A 17,188-nucleotide genomic window follows, 5' to 3' on the forward strand; every position below is an offset into this window, starting at 1 on the left:
CTAGTTATTTGTGATTTACTTCAATAAATAAAGGTACAATAGCAGCATTACTATTGGTAGATTTTGCTGTAAAGGCAATTAAATTGTTTTCAAAAGTAATGTCTTTTCCTTCATAAATATAAGGTTTAAGTATTGTTTTTACTTTTGTGGTAAAGTCGCCATTTGTTTGTTTTAACTTAGAAACTACAGCATTAATGTCAATTTTTTTTGTGCTATATAAAATACACAAAATATCTCTACCTGGATTTTGATCCATTTCAATAAAATAATCTTCACTAGGTATTGCAACTTCACTTTTAGTATATCCAAAATAGGCACTATAATTGTCGAAAGGATATATAGGAGATATAGATTTATCACTACTTCCATAACCAATTAAATATACATAAGCTGCCTTTGCACTGTTAAAAAATAAGCGAAATTGTGTTCCAGATGAATATGAGTTAGTTAATTTATATGTACTTTTTGTTGCAGCTACAATACTAAAATTTCTTGTTGCATCTGGAGATAAAGTGGCAGGCATTGTAGTTCCATTACTTAACTGAAAACGCATTGAACCTTTAAGAGCAATAGTTTTAGGTTCTGGTTTTTCAATTTTATCTACCATAACATATGCAGTTTTGGTATATTTTTCAAAATCATTGTATTTTACCCAAATATATCCGTTATTTCCCCATTTGGTTCCCCAAGAATTTAAAATTTCAAAAGCACCACCATCTTTATAATCATCATAACCAACAACCACCATTGCGTGGCCACCAATTGATCCAGATTGCAATCCACTCCAAGTTCCTTTTGCCTTATAAAATGTACTCGAAATTCTCATACCAATAACTACAGGGTTATTGTTAGAAATTGCTTTTTTAACTTTTAAGGCTAGGTTAGAAGGATTATCCCACCTTGCAAGTCTTATGTAAGATTCGATTTTGTTTTTACTCGCAATTTTTAAAAGAGATTCAGATGGTTTTGCTCCACAACTTGTTTGAGTATATTGAAAATCGCTTAATTTTAAAATTCCAGAATTTTTTATAAGCTGCATCGCATCTCCAACATACGATCCTTGTTTGCAAGCATAATCTGTTTTTCCCTTAATCATATTGTAAACAAATGCAGGTGAAAATGTATTCTGGTTTATTTTATAAATATTGTTTTTCCATTTATTTTTTATAGCGAATGAAATTGTTCTTGCTCCATAGCCACTTGCCCAGCCAACACACGAAGGTTGACGCCCTTGGCTTTTAGGTGTAGGAGCATAGGCTTTTAAACTGTAATTTGATGGTAAATTATCTAAACTACGCGTAGTTAATGGAGCTGTAAGCTCTATGGATTCATATTTATTTTGATCCATAAGCATACCTAAGGTATACTCATTTTCTTGTGCCGTAAATTGCAGTGAAAAAAATAAAATTAAGAGTGTTAATTTTTTCATTTGAGGGAAGTTTTAGTTTGTAGTTATAAGTAATATATGATAAATATAAACTTTAACATAATTTTTACAAACATTAAAACTAAAAATACTCAATAAAATACTCAATATGTCGTATTTTTTATCAAATAGGCAATTATTTATAGCTTCTTTTTAATAATTAACATCGATTTTTGATTTTTAATAACTTGATTAAAAATCTCTTTTAACCCACTATATTCAAAGTTATAATAAAGAGGTTTGTTTAACGTAAAATTGCTTTTTAAGGTATAGCGATAATCATTTAATTTACGACTAACTACTTGAAATTTACCACCATTTTCAACTAAACTAAACGAACAGTTTTTTGGATTAGAATCGAGTGTGTAATTTTCTGGTAACTCTATTGAAAAGTTAACGGAATAATTTCGATTATAACCAAAATCTACAGGGTATAATCTATTTTTTTGTTGAAATGGATTTTGAGAAAATTTCTCATCAAAAAACGGGCTTAGCATTATGTTTGTGTCTTCTGTAAAATCAATTTCAATTTCAAACATTTCAATTAAACCTTTTTCTTTATTTTCTTTATTTGAAATTTCATAATTAATAACTTCTAAATTATCAAAGCCATTTTCGAATTCAGCAATTAAATCGTCTTCTGTTTTTGAACTAATTTCACCTCTTCTTTCTAATGCTCTATAACCAGAGTAATATTTTCTTATTTTTCCAACAATAATTCCATCTTCTTTTAATTCTAAGGCTACAGTTAAACTATTTCTATTGTTTTTCGATGGTTTAATATCAATCCAATAACTACTATTTTCAAAATCCATAACTCTACCATCTCCGTTTAAACATCTGTACGGTAACATGTTAAAAGGCAATTGTTTATCTGTAGCATCTAATAAATAAATATTATCACCGATATTTAATTTTGCAATTACATAATTAAAATCTGTTATTACAGGATATTTTTTTGTAGTAAAACCATTTGCTCGTGTGGATAGCATTACTAATTCAGTATCAAAACCTGCAGCTTTTAGCGAGTTAATTAATGAAATATTAATTTCTGAAATATTTCCCGTTTTTTCTTCAAAGGCACTTTTTACTCTAATATCATTAAAAAGTCTATATTTTTTATTCCAGCTAAAATGTTTTTGAATGAAATAATATATTTGTTTAGCTTTTTCTAAATTATTGGGCAGTGAAGTTATTTCTGTTGGAATTTTATCTTCAAAAAAGCTTGTTTTTTTTAGCTGAGTTCCTATATCTTTATCTTTTTTAAATTCTTTATCAACATCTTCCCAAGTTTTTGAATACCTTTTTTTAGATCCATCAAACCATCTAGTTTCTCTAAGTTCAAATTTAATTTTAGACCTAAAATTATCTGGATCAGTCATATAATCTTCTTCAATAAATGCAGGAATATCTTCAGCGGCATATGTAACTTCTTCACAATTTGCATAAGCATCAGTATAGCGAGGTACTCTAAAGCAATTTCTTTTTTCGCTTGTGTAATTTTCAGTTAAACTTACATAACCAGTTAGTTTTCTATTATAGATATATACTCCAGGAATTGAAGCATTGTAAACACTTCTAACCTTTGGAATTTCGGATTGAAATTCCCAACCATTTAAATTAAATAAAAATGGACTTTCTACAGTGTATTGTACTTCAACTATACTACCTTCTTTAATGTTTGGAAGTGTAAATTTTACTTCTTTCCAACGTTCATTAGTTTTTTCAGTAAAAATTTGAGATTTAGATAAAGTAGTTTTTGCATACCCATTTGTGGTAACAGCTTTAATGTCTTTTACTTTTTCACTTGTATCATCGTTATAATACGTTGGAATTTTGAAAGTTGCATGTTTAAAACCTTCTTTATTAAAAATTTTTAATTTACAATAATATACGGTTTCAACAAGTATTCGAGTATCTCCAACTTTAAATTTAGTATCGCCTTGTTCATATAATACTACTGCGTTTGCAGTAGTGTCTAACGGATATTTTTGCATTTTAACTTCCTCGGGAGAGATATAACCAAAAATGTAATCTTTGTTTTGTGAATAAGTGAATGTGTTTAATAAAACAGTAGCAATTAATAAAATCTTTTTCATTTTTTGAGGGTTTAAAGGTTTAAAAACGTATGAGTTTATCAACCTTATATTTGAGTAAATAATGTTTTATAATACCTCTATTTGTTGAATTGTCTTCTAAAGGAGATATTAACTTTTGAAGAACATTTAAATTATTTATTTGGTAACTTAAATCGGTAAAACAGTGGCCAATAATTTTGTTGTTTTCTATAAGTATTACAGATTTTTCTCCAACATTTCGACCTTTATTTATAATCAAAAAATTATCGTTATTGAATTCAATTTTTTCGACAGATTTTTTTTGCCTTTTATTAAAGTAAGGTTTTTGAATTTCTAATTCTTCAGCAAATTTTAATCTAGAAATTAACTCATTTCCGGTTTCTTCATAAGACACAGAAACAACTCTGGATTGTAATGTTTTAGCTCTTTTAGAAGTTCTTAAAAATAATTGGTTTAACGCTTTTTTTATGTTTTTACCTTTACCAATAAATATTATAGCCCCTTTGTTATTATGTACGTAAAACAAACCAGTTTTAGATGGTGTTTCATCTAAAATACCTTGTAGTTTTGGTGCTAATTTTCTAGGGTTTTCTTTTTTAATAGCTTTTTTAATAATATTTTTATCTACATCTTTATTTAAAAGTAGTTTAAATAATTGAACTGTAGCCATAGCATCACCTTCAGCTCTATGCCTGCTAGAAACTGGAATTGCTAAAGAACGACATAGTTTTCCTAGCTTATAAGTAGGTTGGTCTGGTATTAAAGCTTGACTTAATTCTACCGTACATAAAGTTTCTCTTTCAAAGTCGAAACCTAATCTTCTAAATTCTGTAGTTAAAATTCTATTATCAAAATTGGCGTTATGTGCAACTAAAACACAATCTTTTGTAATTTCAACAATACGTTTAGCAACTTCAAAAAACTTAGGTGCATTTTTAAGCATTCCGCTATTAATTCCAGTAAGTTTTACAACAAAAGGTTGTATATCTCTTTCTGGGTTAATTAGGCTTACAAAAGTATCAACAACATCGTGGCCATCGAACCTATAAATAGCAATTTCTGTTATACCTTCTTCGTTAAATTTACCTCCAGTTGTTTCTATGTCTAGTATTGCGTACAAATTATATATAGTTTCTTTCTCCAAAAATTGAACTTCCTACTCTTACCATTGTACTACCTTGCTCAATTGCTAATTGATAGTCGCCACTCATACCCATAGAGAGCGTAGTAGGTTTAAAGTTTTTTGAATTGTTTTTATTTAATATTTCTGAATTATTTTTAAGCGTTTTAAATTCAGTTTCTACTACAGCTTTATTGCTTGTAAAACTTGCCATACCCATAAAACCAGTAATACACACGTTTTCTAAGTTTTTAAACTCTTCTGAAGATAAAATAGATGAAGCTTCATTTAAACTCATTCCAAATTTAGTTTCTTCTTGAGCAATTTTAATTTGAAGCAAACAGTTTATAATACGATTATGCTTTTTAGCTTGTTTATTTATTTCTTTCAAGGTTTTAAAACTGTCTACACCGTGTATAAGACTCACAAAATGAGCCATGTATTTAACTTTGTTACGTTGTAAATGACCAATCATATGCCATTCAATATCTTTAGGCATTTGGTCATGTTTTTCAACCATTTCTTGAATTTTGTTTTCACCAAAAATACGTTGCCCAGCATTGTAGGCTTCTAAAATAGCTTCAATTGGTTTTGTTTTTGAAACAGCAACCAATGTAACGTTTTCCGGAATTGTATTTTTTACCTCATTTAAATTTGAAGTGATACTCATATTTGTTATAATTTTCTAACAACTATCAAATATACTTCAAATTATTCATTCATCAATCTCAAAAATAGTTAAACCGCTTCGTAATTTAGGTTCTATGTATGTACTTTTAGGTGGCATACGTAAATCTTCGTTTACTACAGCTTTTAATTGGTTAACTGAAACAGGATACAAACCAAAACCAACTGCATATTTACCAGAATCAACTGCTTTTTTTAGTTGCTTTTTACTAAATGTTGCGGGTAGGCATTTTATACGCGGATCGGTTTTTAAATCTGTAATGCCTAAAATAGGTTTTAATATTGTTTTATGAATTATATGCGTATCCAAATCAGACAAAGCATTGTTTATTGGATAATCTGTTTTTCTTAAATATAACGAGTAATAATCACCATCTATATACATAGAAAAATGATGTTTTTTAGAAGGTTGATACTTTTTTGGTTTTCTATTTTCAATTATATAAAATTCATTTAATTTTTCTAAAAACTCTTTTTTAGAATAACCATTTAAATCAGTAATTAACCTATCAAAAGCTGAAATTTTTAAGTTAGCGTCAGATATTAAGTAACTCATAAAATAATTATAGCACTCATTATTTGTATGGTTTGGATTGTTTTCTTTTCGTTTATTAGCTAAAAATGCAGAGGAAGCTGTTCTATGGTGTCCATCGGCTATGTATATTGCATTTATTTTAGAAAACTCTTTCTCTATGTTTCTAATGTCCAATTCATCATCAATAACCCAAAGTTTATGCAAACGTTTAGTGTGTGTTGTAAATTCATATTCCGAACGTTTTTGAGAATATTTTCTATGAATTCTATTTATATAATTATTATCTGGATAGGTGAGTAGCACTGGTTCTGCATTAAAGCCTGTAATACCTAAATAATTTCCAAAAAGCTCTTCTCTAGATTTTAAAGTGTCTTCGTGTTTTTTAATAATATTATTTTTGTAATCATCTACATGTGCTACAGCAATTATTCCCCAAAAAGTATCATTTTCAAAAGATTTTTCGTGAAGATAAAATTGAGATTTTTCATCTTTTTTATAAATATCCTCTTTTTTAAAATTTAAGTAAGATTTGTGTACTAATTTAAATCGATCTTCACCAGATAATTCTTCGTTTGTAGAATAACCAGGTTTTATAATATGCAAAAATGAATATGGATTGTAATTTAAAACAGATTTTAACTCTTTTGGAGAATACTCATCATACGATCTAGCTGTTGCTAATGCCGCCTTGTCTCTTGAAGGTCTTATTGCTTTAAAAGGTTTTATAGTTGCCATAAATTGGAGTTATTAATAGTTAGGTAACTCAAATTTACCAAATAAAACAATTCTATTTACATGGTAATACTTATTTAATAAGTATTCATTTTTAATTGAAAATAATTTTTTAAATGTAATTGTAGATTAAATATTCTTAAGAATTTAGAATGTATTTACAGTTTTTTATAAGATAAATTCAATTTAAAGGTAAATTTTATAGTGTTTGTTATTTATTCAGAAAAACAAAAAACCTGCAAAATATGCAGGTTTTTTTAATTGTAAATAAGAGCTTTAATTACCCTAATATTTCTATAATTTGTTCAGCTAACTCAGTTCCAATTCTATCTTGAGCCTCACCAGTTGCAGCACCAATATGTGGTGTTAGCGATAGATTAGGGTTCATTAATAATTGAATTTCTGGTGTAGGTTCATTTTCATAAACGTCTAACGCAGCCTTTGCAATTTGACCTTCTTCTAAAGCTTTAACCAATGCAACTTCGTCTACAACACCACCACGTGCAGCGTTTACTAAACAAGCTGTATTTTTCATTAGTTCAAACTCTTTAGTAGAAATTACATATTCCTTTTGCGCAGGAACGTGTAATGTTACAAAATCTGCTTGTTCTAAAACTTCTTCTTTAGAAATAGTATTTATATTAAAAAATAAAGATTGGTGATCGAAAAATTCCAATTCTAAGTTTACTTCATCCATAAAAGGATCAAAAGCAACAACTTTCATACCTAAACCAAGTGCAATTTTAGCGGTAGCTTGTCCAATACGTCCAAAACCTAATACACCTAATGTTTTTCCTCTTAATTCAACACCTTTTGCAAATGCTTTTTTAAGTGCTTTAAATTTAGAATCACCATCTAAAGGCATTTCTCTGTTTGAAAGGTGTAAAAAACGAGCCATTCCAAATAAATGAGCAAAAACTAATTCACCAACAGAATGCGAAGAGGCTGCAGGTGTATTAATAACACTTAGGCCTTTTTCGCGCGCATATTCTACATCAATATTATCCATACCAACACCACCACGACCAATAATTTTTAATGAATCACATCCATCAATAATATCTTTTCTAACGGTAGTTGCACTTCTTACTAGTAATACAGTTATTTCGTTTTCATTTATGTAATCTAACAATTGTTCTTGAGCAACAGTAGTTAGTTCAACTTCAAATCCGGCAGCTTTTAAAGCAGTAACCCCACTATGGGCTAAACCGTCATTTGCTAATACTTTCATTATTTATTTTTTTTAGTTATGTACTTGTTTTTCGAATTGTTGCATAGTATTAATTAGTACTTGCACACTTTCAATTGGCATAGCATTATAAATACTTGCTCTATAACCTCCAACAGATCTATGTCCTTTTATTCCGCTAATTCCAGCTTCATTCCAAAGTTTATCAAACACTTCTTGGTTTGCTTCATTTGTTAAGTTAAAAGTAACATTCATTGCAGATCTATCTTCTACTTCAGCAAAACCTTTGAATTGGGAATTTCTATCAATTTCTGCATAAAGTAAAGCGGCCTTTTCTTTGTTTATTTTTTCAATTGCTTTTACACCACCAAGATCTTTTAACCATTGTAATGTTAGCATAGAAACATAAACAGGAAAAACAGGCGGCGTATTAAACATACTGTCTTTACTAATATGTATTTGATAATCTAGCATAGATGGAATTGTACGTCCAGTTTTACCTAAAATTTCATCTTTAACAATTACTAACGTTGTACCAGCAGGACCCATATTTTTTTGAGCTCCAGCATATACTAGATCAAATTGAGAAAAATCTAATTCACGAGAAAAAATATCAGAACTCATATCACACACTAATAAAGCATCTGATTTTGGAAATTCTTTAAATTGTGTTCCGTAAATAGTATTGTTAGATGTTAGGTGAACATAATCAACATCATTTGTTATTGTATAATCTTTTGGTATATAATTATATGTTTTGTCTTTGGAGGAAGCAACAACGTCTACTTCTCCTAATAATTTAGCTTCTTTTAATGCTTTGGAACTCCAAGCACCTGTATCAAAATAAGCCGCTTTACCATCAATTTTCATTAAATTGTAAGCAGTCATTAAAAATTCAAGGCTAGCACCACCTTGTAAAAATAACACCGAATAACCTTCAGGTAAGTCTAATAATTCCTTTACTAAACTACGAGCATTTTCCATTACTTCAACAAATTCTTTGCTTCTGTGTGAAATTTCAATTAGCGATAAGTTTATACCATTAAAATTTACAACAGCTTCTGAAGCTTTCTTAAGAACTTCTTGCGGTAAAATGCAAGGACCTGCACTAAAATTGTGTTTTTTCATTTGTTAAAAAATATCTAGTTATATTCATTACAAATTTCGATAAAAAAACAGAAACAAGGGTTATATAATTAAAAAAAATATCCTAGATTTCTAATAAAAATTCAATGGTATCCACATTATCCGCATAATTCCATAATTTGGGATGTTGAGTTTTGCCCAATTTTACGAAATCTACAACGTTTTCGTTACACGCTACGCACTGTATTTGCTCACTTTCTTGTTTTAATTTTTCAAGTAAAGTGTCAAAATTCTCGTAATGCTCATAAAACAAAGTTGCAATTGGCGAAGCATAGTTTTTATCCTCTTTTAACATTACAAAACCATTCTCAATTACGTTAAAAAGACTCATTATGTAAACAGCTTTGTTATAATCGTAATTGTTTTCGTACTTTTTGTAGTTGATAATATCTTTATATTTAAACAATGCACCAAAAAGCAAATCGAAATTATAATTCTTAGGTACAAATATTTTAGAAACGCTTCTACAACCTAGTCCAAAGTATTGAAAAACGTCTTCTCCTAAAGCCTCTAAATCTTCTTTAGTTTCTTTACCAGTAAGTATAGCTACAGAGTTTCTATTTTTACGAATAATATTAGGTTTTTGCCCAAAGTAGTGCTCAAAATAGCGCGCAGTATTATCGCTTCCAGTTGCAATAACGGCATCGTAATTATCTAATTTACCTTCAGTAAAAATTATTTTATTTTTGAAGCCTTTATTAAAATGTTCTAGAAATTTAGCTACAAGTGGTAAAAAATACTTGTCGTTAGACGATTGTTTAACAATTATATTATGACCACTAATTAAAACACTTAAAAAATCATGAAAACCTACCATAGGTATATTTCCTGCCATTATTACAGCAACAGTTTTAATTTCTTTTGAAATATTAAAATTATATTTTGAAGTCCATTTATTTAAATTTTCTTCAGTTAATGCAATGCTCCAGCTTTCAAAAGCTTTTAAAACATTGTTTTTTGTAAACCAACCATTAAACTCTTGAGCACGATTAATTTGCATTTTAAATGCGTCAAAAAATAAATTATTAAACTCAGTTTCTTCTTTTTTTACAATTCCTTCTGAAGTAAATTGCTTAAAAAATGTTCCAAGTTTTACAAATGCATCAATACGTTGCTCTAAATTCATTTAATTGAATTTTTAAATTAAAATATTATTTTTGCTGCAAAATTAATGTAAATATAATTATGGCAATAAAAATTACAGACGAATGTATAAATTGTGGAGCTTGTGAGGCGGAATGTCCTAATAATGCTATATACGAACCTTCAGAAGAATGGAAATACGCAGACGGAACAGAATTAGAAGGTATGTTGGTTTTACCAAACGGAAAAAAAGTAAATGCAAATGAAAATCAAGAACCTGTAGAAGACGATTTTTATTTTATTGTAACAGATAAATGTACGGAGTGTAAAGGTTTTCATAACGAGCCACAATGTGCTGCTGTTTGTCCAGTAGATTGTTGTGTGCCAGATGAAGAGAACGAAGAAACAGAAGAACAATTACTATCTAAACAACGTTTTTTACATAAAGAATAAGGCTAATTATTATTGAATAATTAAGGATTAATAATTGAAATGAAGAAATTATTCATTAATCATTTTTAATTCTTCATTAAAGACTATATTTGCACCGCAAAAATTTTAAATTATGAAGGCAGGAATTGTAGGATTACCAAACGTAGGAAAATCAACTTTATTTAATTGTTTATCAAATGCAAAGGCACAAAGTGCAAACTTTCCTTTTTGCACAATAGAACCTAACATAGGAGTTGTAAACGTACCAGATCCAAGATTGTTAAAATTAGAGGAATTGGTAAATCCAGAGCGTGTTATGCCTGCAACGGTAGACATTGTAGATATTGCTGGTTTAGTTCGTGGAGCAAGTAAGGGAGAAGGATTAGGAAATCAGTTTTTAGCAAATATTAGAGAAACAGACGCTATTATACATGTATTACGTTGTTTTGATAATGATAATATTGTACACGTTGATACTACAGTAGATCCTGTTAGAGATAAAGAAACTATTGATATAGAACTTCAATTAAAAGATTTTGAAACTGTTGAAAAAAGGTTAGAGCGTGTTAAAAAAACTGCTAGAACTGGAAACAAAGAAGCTCAAAAGGAATTAGAAGTTTTAGAAAAAATTAAAGAAGGTTTAGAAGCTGCAATTTCAGTAAGAGCTATTGAATTTACCTCTAAAGAGCGTGAAGAGTATGTAGCACCTTTACAGTTTATTACAGATAAACCTGTTTTATATGTTTGTAATGTAGATGAAAACTCTGCTGTAGATGGTAATAGCTATGTAGATGCTGTAAAAGAAGCTGTAAAAGATGAAGATGCTGAAGTTATTGTTTTAGCTGTAGGTACTGAAGCAGATATTACAGAATTAGAATCTTTTGAAGAGCGTGAAATGTTTTTAGAAGACATAGGTTTAAAAGAAGCTGGTTCTTCTGTTTTAATTAGAGCAGCTTATAAACTATTAAAACTACAAACGTATTTTACTGCTGGTGTAAAAGAGGTGAGAGCTTGGACAATTAATATTGGAGATAGTGCTCCGCAAGCTGCAGGAGTTATTCATACAGATTTTGAAAAAGGGTTTATTAGAGCCGAAGTTATTGATTATAATGATTATGTAACTTTAGGAAGTGAAGCAAAAGTAAAAGAAGCAGGTAAAATGAGAGTAGAAGGGAAAGATTATATTGTACAAGATGGTGATATGATGAATTTCCGTTTTAACGTATAATTCACCTTTTGAACATCGTATTTTTATAAAATATTATAATATAATAAAAACTCATCTGGTTAAGTTTGCCAGATGAGTTTTTTTAAAACAGTTAATTCGGGTGTACCAATTGCAATTGTTGGCATTGTTATGTTTTCAGCAAAAGCAATAATGGTAAAATTAGCATATAAATATCAAGTAGATACTGTTCACTTATTGTTATTTAGAATGTTATTTTCTGTACCTTTTTATATGTTAATTGCTTTTTATATAAAACCACAAAACCCAGAAAAAATTCAAAAGAGAGATTATTTATGGATTGTTTTATTTGGGTTTATAGGTTATTATTTAGCTAGTTACTTCGATTTTGTAGGTTTAAAATATATAAAAGCGGGTTTAGAGCGCATTATACTTTTTATATACCCAACATTGGTATTACTAATTTCTAAAGTATTTTTTAAAGTTCCTATTTCTAAAAAGCAGCTTATAGCCATTTTAATTACTTATTTAGGTGTTATTATTACTTTTTGGGGAGAAGTTCAGTTTAATAACTCGAACGTGTATTTAGGAGGTTTTTTTATCTTTTTAAGCGCATTAACCTATGCATCTTATTTAGTTGGTAGCGGTTGGTTAATTCCTAAATTTGGAGTAGTTCCGTTTACTTCATACGCTATGATTGTTTCAACAATTTGCGTTGTAATTCATTATTTAATTGTAGATGGTGAAGCTATTTTTATTTATCCTTATCAAGTTTATATTCTAGGATTTTTAATGGCTATTGTATCTACGCTAATTCCTTCGTTTTTAGTTTCTTCAGCAATTAAAAAAATGGGAGCTTCTAATTTTTCTATTATAGGAAGTATTGGTCCAATTTCAACTATAATTTTAGCTTATTTTTTCTTAAATGAAAAACTAACAATGTTGCAATTGTTGGGTACTTTAATTGTAATTTTTGGAGTTGCAGTTGTATCATATAAAAAACGAGTGAAATTATAACTATTTATATTTCAATTTGTTTAATTTCTGTTAATAACTATTATAGCTTAGATTTTTGCCTTTTTAATAGCAAAATGTTACATTAGCATTTCTTCAAGAATCTTAGAACTATTAATGGCTGAACAAACTAAATATACCGAGGATAATATTCGCTCATTAGACTGGAAAGAGCATATTAGAATGCGTCCCGGAATGTACATTGGAAAACTAGGTGATGGGTCGTCATCTGATGATGGAATTTACATATTGATTAAAGAGGTTTTAGATAACTCTATAGATGAATTTGTAATGGGAGCAGGTAAAACAATAGAAGTTTCTGTTAAAAACGAAACTGTTACCGTTAGAGATTACGGTCGTGGTATTCCATTAGGAAAAGTTGTAGATGTAGTTTCTAAAATGAATACTGGTGGTAAATACGATTCTCGTGCCTTTAAAAAATCTGTTGGATTAAATGGAGTTGGTACAAAAGCCGTTAATGCACTATCGTCTTATTTTAAAGTACAATCAGTTAGAGATGGTGAAACTGCTTTTGCTGAATTTTCAGCAGGTAATATTACCCTTGAAGAAAAAGCACAACCATCTTCGTTAAGAAAAGGAACAAAAGTAATTTTTGTACCGGATAATACTATTTTTACAAAATTCAAGTATAGAAGTGAATATATTGTAAAAATGATTAAAAATTATGTGTACCTAAATCCAGGTTTAACAATAATTTTTAATGGAGAAAAGTATTATTCAGAAAATGGTTTAAAAGATTTATTAGAAGAAAATATTGCTGAAGAGTTTATGCTTTTTCCAATTATTCACTTAAAGGGTGAAGATATTGAAGTAGCGTTAACGTATAGCAAAGCACAATATAGTGAAGAATATCATTCGTTTGTAAACGGACAGCATACTACACAAGGTGGTACACACCAAAGCGCATTTAGAGAAGCAATAGTAAAAACAATAAGAGAATATTTTGGCAAAAATTATGAAGCTTCAGATATTAGAAAATCTATAGTTTCTGCTATTAGCGTAAAGGTAATGGAACCTGTTTTTGAAAGTCAAACAAAAACAAAATTAGGTTCTACAGAAATGGGAGGCGATTTGCCAACCGTACGTACTTTTATTACAGATTTTGTAAAAACAAAACTTGATAACTACTTACATAAAAATCCTGATGTTGCTGAGAAAATTCAGAAAAAAATAATACAAGCAGAAAAGGAACGTAAAGATTTATCTGGAATACGAAAATTAGCTCGTGAACGTGCTAAAAAATCCAACCTTCACAATAAAAAATTAAGAGATTGTAGAATTCATTTAAACGATTTAAAGAAAGATAATAGATTAGAAAGCTCTTTGTTTATAACAGAGGGAGACTCGGCGAGTGGATCTATTACAAAATCTAGAAATGTAAATACCCAAGCCGTATTTAGTTTAAAAGGTAAACCTTTGAACTCGTACAATATGAGTAAAAAAATTGTGTACGAAAACGAAGAGTTTAACCTACTGCAAGCAGCGTTAAATATTGAAGATGGATTGGAAAACTTACGTTATAACAATATTGTAATTGCTACCGATGCCGATGTAGATGGTATGCACATTCGTTTGTTATTAATAACCTTCTTTTTACAGTTTTTTCCTGAATTAATTAAAGAAGGACACTTATTTATTTTAGAAACACCATTATTTAGAGTTCGAGATAAAAAACAAACTTTTTATTGCTATTCTGAAGAAGAAAGAATTTCTGCAATTGAAAAATTGAGAGGAAAACCAGAAATTACTCGATTTAAAGGTTTAGGTGAAATTTCTCCAAATGAATTTGTACATTTTATTGGTGATGATATTCGTTTGGATCCGGTAATGCTAGATAAAGAAATGTCTATTGATAAAATGCTGGAATTCTATATGGGAAAAAATACACCAGATAGACAGAAGTTTATTATTGAAAATTTAAAAGTCGAACTTGATATTGTAGAAGAAGCCTAATATGCAGGAAGATAATAACGAAGAATTTAACGAAGAACTTAAAGACGATTTTGGTAGCCAAGAAACCTTAACCAAAGTTACAGGAATGTATAAAGATTGGTTTCTAGATTACGCATCGTATGTAATTTTAGAACGTGCAGTTCCAGGAATTAAAGATGGTTTTAAGCCTGTACAACGTAGAATTTTACATTCTATGAAAGATTTGGATGATGGACGCTACAATAAAGTAGCAAACATTGTTGGGCACACTATGCAGTATCATCCGCACGGAGATGCCTCTATTGCAGATGCAATGGTGCAAATTGGTCAAAAAGATTTATTGATTGATATGCAAGGTAACTGGGGTAATATACTTACTGGAGACCGAGCTGCAGCTTCTCGTTATATTGAGGCTCGTTTATCTAAATTTGCTTTAGATGTTGTTTTTAATCCTAAAACTACAGAATGGCAAGCTTCTTACGATGGTAGAAAAAAAGAACCTATAGATTTACCTGTTAAGTTTCCAATGCTTTTAGCTCAAGGAGCAGAGGGTATTGCCGTAGGACTTTCAACAAAAATATTACCACACAATTTTAATGAGCTTATAGATGCTTCTATAAAACATTTAAAAGGAAGAAGTTTTAAATTGGTTCCAGATTTTTTAACTGGTGGTATTGCAGATACTTCTAATTATAATGATGGTAAACGTGGAGGAAAAATTAGAGTTAGAGCAAAAATTTCTCAACAAGACAAAAAAACACTTGTTATTTCTGAAGTTCCCTACGGAACAACAACATCATCTTTAATAGATTCAATTTTAAAAGCCAACGATAAAGGCAAAATAAAAATTAGAAAAATTGAAGATAATACTGCTGCAAACGTAGAAATATTGGTGCACTTGCCAAATGGTATTTCACCAGATAAAACAATTGACGCTTTATATGCGTTTACCAGTTGCGAAAATTCTATTTCGCCATTAGGTTGTGTAATTGATGATAATAAACCAGTTTTTATTGGAGTATCTGAAATTTTAAGAACATCAACAGACCATACAGTAGCTTTATTAAAGCAAGAGCTTGAAATTCAGTTAAATGAGTTAGAAGAGCAATGGCATTTTGCTTCTTTAGAACGTATTTTTATTGAAAATAGAATTTACCGAGATATAGAAGAAGAAGAAACTTGGGATGGTGTTATTAAAGCTATAGACAAAGGTTTAAAACCTCACATAAAACATTTAAAAAGAGCTGTAACAGAAGAAGATATAGTAAGACTTACAGAAATTAGAATTAAAAAGATTTCTAAGTTTGATATTGATAAAGCAAAGCAATTTATAGATAGTTTAGAAGAGAAAATAGCTGTTGTAAAAAATCATTTAGATAACTTAATTGATTTTGCAATTGATTATTTCAAAAATCTAAAGCTTAAATACGGAAAAGGAAAAGAACGTAAAACAGAATTACGATTGTTTGATGATATTGTAGCAACCAAAGTTGTTATGCGTAATACTAAGCTTTATGTAAATAGAGAAGAAGGTTTTGTTGGTACATCTTTAAAACGAGACGAGTATGTTGCAGATTGTGCCGATATTGATGATGTTATTGTTTTTAGAAAAAATGGGGTAATGATTGTTACCAAGGTTGATTCTAAAACTTTTGTAGGTAAAAATATTATTCATATAGCTATATTTAAAAAGCGTGATAAGCGTACCGTTTATAATATGATTTATAGAGATGGTAGGCACGGACCAAGTTATATGAAACGTTTTAATGTTACAAGCGTAACTAGAGATAAAGAATATGATTTAACAAACGGTTCTAAAGCTTCTTTAGTTCAATATTTTACCGCAAATCCTAATGGTGAAGCGGAAGTTGTTACCATTAATTTACGTTCTGCTGGTAGCGTTAAAAAGCTAAAGTGGGATATTGATTTTTCTGAATTATTAATAAAAGGACGTGGAGTTAAAGGTAATACTGTAACAAAATATCCAATTCGTAAAATAGATTTAAAATCGGAAGGTGTTTCAACATTAAAACCTCGTAAAATTTGGTTCGATGAAACTGTACAACGCTTAAATGTAGATAATAGAGGAGAGCTTCTAGGTGAATTTAAAGGTGAAGATAGATTATTAATTATCAATCAAAAGGGAGAAGTTAAAACTATTAAACCAGAATTAACTACACATTTTGATAGTGATATGATTGTGTTGGAAAAATGGGTTCCTGCTAAGCCAATTTCAGTAATATATTTTGATGGTGAAAAAGAGCGTTATTATATTAAACGTTTTATGATTGATAACCCTAACAAAGACGAAACATTTATATCTGAACATCCTAAATCTCAACTAGAAATAGTTTCAACAGATTATAGACCAATGGCGGAAATTGTATTCTCGAAAAGAAGTTTAGAGAATATGGAAGTGAATTTAGAAGAGTTTATTGCTGTTAAAGGAATTAAAGCGCTTGGTAATCAGTTAACTGGAGATAAAATTAGAACTATAAATCTTTTAGAGCCTTTACCTTACGATGCTCCTGTAATTGAGGAAGTAGAAGTTAAAGACGAGGAAGTAATTAATGATAAGGATCCAGGACAAACAACTATGTTTTAGGT

At 29.4% G+C, this 17,188-nt stretch carries 13 protein-coding genes; 5 read left to right on the forward strand and 8 right to left on the reverse strand.

Annotation, left to right across the window (positions count from 1 at the left end; all coding sequences use genetic code 11):
* Positions 1–4: 4 nt before the first annotated feature.
* From BLU40_RS06530 to BLU40_RS06565, 8 genes are all read right to left on the reverse strand, one after another.
* Complete coding sequence (locus tag BLU40_RS06530; protein WP_090121358.1) at positions 5–1,429, reverse strand: C1 family peptidase; 1,425 nt, start codon at positions 1,427–1,429, stop codon at positions 5–7.
* Positions 1,430–1,566: 137 nt separating this feature from the next.
* Complete coding sequence (locus BLU40_RS06535; protein ID WP_139170929.1) at positions 1,567–3,525, reverse strand: DUF3857 domain-containing protein; 1,959 nt, start codon at positions 3,523–3,525, stop codon at positions 1,567–1,569.
* A 19-nt stretch (positions 3,526–3,544) separates the two neighbouring features.
* Positions 3,545–4,624: an exonuclease domain-containing protein gene (locus BLU40_RS06540; RefSeq protein ID WP_090121937.1), complete on the reverse strand. Its 1,080-nt coding sequence runs from the start codon at positions 4,622–4,624 to the stop codon at positions 3,545–3,547.
* A 1-nt stretch (position 4,625) separates the two neighbouring features.
* Positions 4,626–5,294: a YggS family pyridoxal phosphate-dependent enzyme gene (locus tag BLU40_RS06545; RefSeq protein ID WP_090121365.1), complete on the reverse strand. Its 669-nt coding sequence runs from the start codon at positions 5,292–5,294 to the stop codon at positions 4,626–4,628.
* A gap of 45 nt (positions 5,295–5,339) precedes the next feature.
* On the reverse strand, positions 5,340–6,581 hold the full coding sequence (locus BLU40_RS06550) for a DUF1015 domain-containing protein (RefSeq protein WP_090121369.1): 1,242 nt from the start codon (positions 6,579–6,581) through the stop codon (positions 5,340–5,342).
* A gap of 277 nt (positions 6,582–6,858) precedes the next feature.
* Positions 6,859–7,809, reverse strand: a complete 951-nt coding sequence (locus BLU40_RS06555) for a D-2-hydroxyacid dehydrogenase (RefSeq protein ID WP_090121372.1) — start codon at positions 7,807–7,809, stop codon at positions 6,859–6,861.
* 12 nt (positions 7,810–7,821) lie between these two features.
* Positions 7,822–8,895, reverse strand: coding sequence for a 3-phosphoserine/phosphohydroxythreonine transaminase (gene serC / locus BLU40_RS06560; protein ID WP_090121374.1), 1,074 nt, complete (start codon positions 8,893–8,895; stop codon positions 7,822–7,824).
* A gap of 82 nt (positions 8,896–8,977) precedes the next feature.
* Positions 8,978–10,039: an acyl-CoA reductase gene (locus tag BLU40_RS06565; protein WP_090121376.1), complete on the reverse strand. Its 1,062-nt coding sequence runs from the start codon at positions 10,037–10,039 to the stop codon at positions 8,978–8,980.
* 59 nt (positions 10,040–10,098) lie between these two features.
* Here BLU40_RS06565 and BLU40_RS06570 point away from each other — a divergent pair, with 59 nt between their 5' ends.
* The 5 genes from BLU40_RS06570 to BLU40_RS06590 all read left to right on the forward strand — a co-directional run bounded on the left by BLU40_RS06570 (position 10,099) and on the right by BLU40_RS06590 (position 17,186).
* Positions 10,099–10,449 carry a 4Fe-4S binding protein gene (locus tag BLU40_RS06570; RefSeq protein ID WP_090121378.1) on the forward strand — a complete coding sequence of 117 codons (351 nt, stop codon included), beginning with the start codon at positions 10,099–10,101 and terminating at the stop codon, positions 10,447–10,449.
* Between the two features lie 112 nt (positions 10,450–10,561).
* Entirely contained in the window at positions 10,562–11,656 is a 1,095-nt protein-coding gene (ychF, locus tag BLU40_RS06575; protein WP_090121381.1) for a redox-regulated ATPase YchF, read from the forward strand.
* A 72-nt stretch (positions 11,657–11,728) separates the two neighbouring features.
* Positions 11,729–12,631 carry a DMT family transporter gene (locus BLU40_RS06580; protein WP_090121383.1) on the forward strand — a complete coding sequence of 301 codons (903 nt, stop codon included), beginning with the start codon at positions 11,729–11,731 and terminating at the stop codon, positions 12,629–12,631.
* 114 nt (positions 12,632–12,745) lie between these two features.
* Positions 12,746–14,602 carry a DNA topoisomerase IV subunit B gene (locus BLU40_RS06585; RefSeq protein WP_090121385.1) on the forward strand — a complete coding sequence of 619 codons (1,857 nt, stop codon included), beginning with the start codon at positions 12,746–12,748 and terminating at the stop codon, positions 14,600–14,602.
* A gap of 1 nt (position 14,603) precedes the next feature.
* The gene (locus tag BLU40_RS06590) at positions 14,604–17,186 is read left to right on the forward strand and encodes a DNA gyrase/topoisomerase IV subunit A (protein ID WP_090121388.1); all 2,583 of its coding nucleotides are present in this window, start codon (positions 14,604–14,606) and stop codon (positions 17,184–17,186) included.
* Positions 17,187–17,188 lie beyond the last annotated feature (2 nt).

The sequence above is a fragment of the Lutibacter oricola genome (assembly GCF_900106565.1).
In the GTDB taxonomy this organism is placed as follows: Bacteria; Bacteroidota; Bacteroidia; order Flavobacteriales; family Flavobacteriaceae; genus Lutibacter; species Lutibacter oricola.